4 protein-coding genes are annotated in these 3,665 nt (G+C 64.0%); 1 reads left to right on the top strand and 3 read right to left on the bottom strand.

All coding sequences use genetic code 11. From position 1 onward, the window contains the following. Positions 1-88: 88 nt before the first annotated feature. The 3 genes from EOA60_RS23520 to EOA60_RS23510 all read right to left on the bottom strand — a co-directional run bounded on the left by EOA60_RS23520 (position 89) and on the right by EOA60_RS23510 (position 2,815). A complete protein-coding gene (locus tag EOA60_RS23520) occupies positions 89-511 on the bottom strand; it encodes a DoxX family protein (protein WP_067001137.1) in 423 nt (140 codons plus the stop codon). Between the two features lie 292 nt (positions 512-803). Continuing rightward, entirely contained in the window at positions 804-2,201 is a 1,398-nt protein-coding gene (fumC, locus tag EOA60_RS23515; protein WP_095824440.1) for a class II fumarate hydratase, read from the bottom strand. Positions 2,202-2,332: 131 nt separating this feature from the next. Further along, positions 2,333-2,815: a cupin domain-containing protein gene (locus EOA60_RS23510; protein WP_095824439.1), complete on the bottom strand. Its 483-nt coding sequence runs from the start codon at positions 2,813-2,815 to the stop codon at positions 2,333-2,335. A gap of 105 nt (positions 2,816-2,920) precedes the next feature. On the opposite strand from EOA60_RS23510, the gene EOA60_RS23505 reads away from it, so the two are divergent. Next, positions 2,921-3,665 (top strand): LysR family transcriptional regulator (locus EOA60_RS23505; protein ID WP_164899488.1); only part of this gene is annotated, 745 nt, incomplete at its 3' end.

Here is a 3,665-nt window from a genome sequence, read left to right as displayed (position 1 = left end):
GTGCAGTGTACGCCTGCACTCGGGAAAACGAAAAAGCGGCGCGAAAAATTCCGCGCCGCCAAAGTTTCAGCTTGGGAGGGGAAGGAGATCAGCCGCGCTTGGCGTCGATCGAATAGGCGCCGGCGCCGGAGGAGGCGAGCAGGATGAAGCCACCGGTGATGGCGAGGTTCTTGAGAAACTGGATCATCTGCATCTGGTCGGCCCAGCCGGTGTGAGCAACCAGGCCGGTAGCGATCGTGAAGATGGCGAGCAACCAGGCGGCGATCCGCGTCTGGAACCCGACAAGAATGGCAAGGCCGCCGAGCAGCTCGATGAGGCCGACCACGACGGCCGTCACGGTCGGAAGCGGCAGGCCGAGGGCGCCGAAATAGCCGGCGGTGCCGGAAATGGCGGTAAGCTTGCCGAAGCCGGAAAGCAGGAAGATGACGGCGAGCAGGATACGACCGAGCAGGATGGTGGTGGCACTGTTGGACGCGATGCTGGTACCGGCGGCGGAAGTGTTGATGGACATTGGCGAGTCTCCGAATCGTGTTGAATGCCCAGTCAGATAGACGACGAAGACTGTTCACCAAAGCCGCCGATGCGGCGACACATTGTTCACAGGCAGTATGTTTCGGTGACCGGCGGACGCGCGCGAAAATCGTGTCGGCGGATTGGGATTAACGAGTAAATTGTGCCCCCGCAAAATAGCCAAACTATCGGTTGGGGCTGCAGTCGCAGACCTCGGGGACTAGCCGAAACGCCCGATCGGGTCGTCTTCGCCCTGGAACGACGACCCCTTTGGCCTGTCCGCGCCGTGAGAACTACCCCGGATGCGTCATGTCCTCGGGCCGCACCAGCCGGTCGTAGTCGGCCTCGCTGACCAGCCCGGTGGCCAAGGCTTCCTCGCGCAGCGTGGTGCCGTTCTTGTGCGCGGTCTTGGCGATCTTGGCGGCGTTGTCGTAGCCGATGGTGGGGGCGAGCGCCGTCACCAGCATCAGCGAGCGCTCCAGCGCCGCCTTGATGTTGTCTTCCCGCGCCTCGATGCCGACGACGCAATTGTCGGTGAAGGATACGGAAGCGTCGGCAAGCAGCTGCACCGACTGCAGGAAATTATAGGCCATCAGCGGGTTGTAGACGTTGAGCTCGAAATGGCCCTGGCTGCCGGCGAAGGTTAGCGCGGCATTGTTGCCGAACACCTGCACGCAGACCTGCGTCAGCGCCTCGCACTGCGTCGGGTTGACCTTGCCCGGCATGATCGACGAGCCCGGCTCGTTCTCCGGCAGCGACAGCTCGCCGAGGCCCGAGCGCGGGCCTGAACCGAGCAGGCGGATGTCGTTGGCGATCTTGAAGAGCGCCGCCGCCGCCGCGTTGATCGCGCCATGCGAGAACACCATGGAATCGTGTGCTGCGAGCGCCTCGAACTTGTTCGGCGCCGTGACGAAGGCGATGCCGGTGATGGCGGCGATCCGGTCCGCCACCTTTTCCGCAAAGCCAACCGGCGCGTTGAGCCCGGTGCCGACCGCGGTGCCGCCCTGCGCCAGTTCCTGCAGGCCGGGCAGCGTCTGCTCGATGCGCTTGATCGATGACGCGACCTGCGCGGCATAGCCGGAGAATTCCTGGCCGAGCGTAAGGGGTGTGGCGTCCTGCGTGTGGGTGCGGCCGATCTTGATGATGTGGTTGAAGGCGCGGGCCTTGGCGTCGAGCGCTTTGTGCAGATGGTGGAGCGCTGGGATCAGGTGATGCGCGACCCGCTCGGCGCAGGCGATATGCATGGCCGTCGGATAGGTGTCGTTCGACGACTGGCTCATATTGACGTGGTCATTCGGGTGCACGGGCTTCTTGGAGCCCATCACGCCGCCGAGCATCTCGATCGCCCGGTTGGAGATCACTTCGTTGGCATTCATGTTGGACTGCGTGCCCGAGCCGGTCTGCCAGACCACGAGCGGGAAATGGTCGTTGAGCTTGCCGTCGATCACTTCCTGCGCGGCGTCCACGATTGCCTTGCCGATGGCTGGATCCAGCCGTTTCATCTCCATGTTCACTTCGGCCGCGGCGCGCTTGACGATGCCCAGTGCGCGCACGATCGAGGCCGGCTGCTTTTCCCAACCGATCTTGAAATTGCCGAGCGAACGCTGCGCCTGCGCGCCCCAGTAGCGGTCGGCCGCGACCTCGATGGGACCGAATGTATCGGTTTCGGCTCTGGTCTTCTCAGCGCTCACGGGAAATCTCCGGTCTGTCGATTTGCGCAAGGGCGTATCGCGTTGCACAAAACCCTTCAAGCGGAGATTGCGGGCGAGGAAGATGCAAATCGGTTGAAGGGGGCTGCCGATCTCCCCCCTTGTGGGCCAGATCAGCCCTCCATCGGCGGTCCAACGATGTCGATGCCGTTCTCGGCGCAGAGTCTCGTCAGCGTCGCCATCATCTCGGGCATCGGCGCCCCCGGCTGCGGCAGGTCCGGCCGTTCGGCGGGGCGGCTCGCCAGGCGCACCATCGTCTCGAAATCCGAGCCGCTCGTGACGGTGAGCGTATGCGCGCCTTGCGGAGATTCGACCCTGTATGTATGCGGCAGGCCCTTCGGCGCGATGACGGTTTCGCCCGCGGCCACGACCCGCTCATGGCCGTTGATCTGGAAACGCATTTGTCCTTCGAGGATGTGAAATACCTCGTCTTCGTTGCGGTGCATATGCAGCGGCGGGGAATCGCCATAGGGCAGGCGATGCTCGATGACGCAGATGCCGTCCTCTCCGTCGGCCGAAGAGACCTGGATGGCGACGAGCGTGTTGTTGAACCAAAGGAGTTCCTTGCCTGCGATGGTCCGGTTGATCATTGTCATGGTGTCTCTGCTTTGTGTTGGGCCGGCGAAGCGGCGTCGACGGCGAACTAACCAGCGACGCGTGGGAGATGGAAATCGAATGATCATATGGGCTGAATTAATGCGATGAATTTGAACGCGCTCGATCTCAACCTGGTGAGGGTGCTCGACGCGCTTTTGCGCGAGAAAAGCGTGACGCGCGCTGGCGAGCAGATCGGCCTCAGCCAGCCTGCGGTGAGCGCCGCGCTCAACCGCCTGCGGCATTCGCTCAACGACCAGCTCTTCGTGCGGCGCGGCAACGACATGGTGCCGACGCCCCGCGCCGAAAGCCTGGCCGAGCCTGTGCGTGCCGCGCTGCGCGAGATCGAGCGTGCTTTCCAGCCGGCGAAGGACTTCGATCCGGCAAGGCTGGAGCGGACCTTCACCTTCATGGGCGCGGATTTCTTTTCCATGCTCCTGATGCCGCCCTTTGCCGCGCGCATCACGGCGGTGGCGCCATCAGTGTCGTTCCGCTTCCTCGACAGCGCCATCGGCGACGTCTCGAAACTGTTGCAGGAGGACCAAATCGACGTGGCGCTGGAGCGTCCCCTGGAAGTCGCCGAATGGGTTTCCAGCGTACCGCTGTTCGGCTCGCCCTTCGCCGTCATCGCGGCGAAGGGCAATGCAGCGCTCAATCGGGCCGGCATCGCCGAAGGCGAGCAGGTGCCGCTCGATCTCTTCTGCGAGCTGCCGCACGCGCTGCGCTCCATCGACGGCTCGATGTCGGGCTTCACCGATGACGCGCTGGGGAAGATGGGCCGGACGCGCCGGGTCACGCTTGCCTTGCCGCATTTCCAGGCGGTCGCGCTGGCCGTGGCGAGCGGACCCTATC

Origin of the sequence: Mesorhizobium sp. M1A.F.Ca.IN.020.06.1.1, assembly GCF_004023265.1 — a bacterium.
Lineage (GTDB): Bacteria > Pseudomonadota > Alphaproteobacteria > Rhizobiales > Rhizobiaceae > Mesorhizobium.
The sequence above is the reverse complement of the archived record's forward strand: the minus strand, read 5'-3'. Positions and strand labels throughout refer to the sequence as shown.

What these genes read in the sequence shown, in the direction of transcription:
- EOA60_RS23520 (WP_067001137.1), bottom strand. Translation starts at nt 511, where the DNA reads ATGTCCATCAACACTTCCGCCGCCGGTACCAGCATCGCGTCCAACAGT.
- EOA60_RS23510 (WP_095824439.1), bottom strand. Translation starts at nt 2,815, where the DNA reads ATGACAATGATCAACCGGACCATCGCAGGCAAGGAACTCCTTTGGTTC.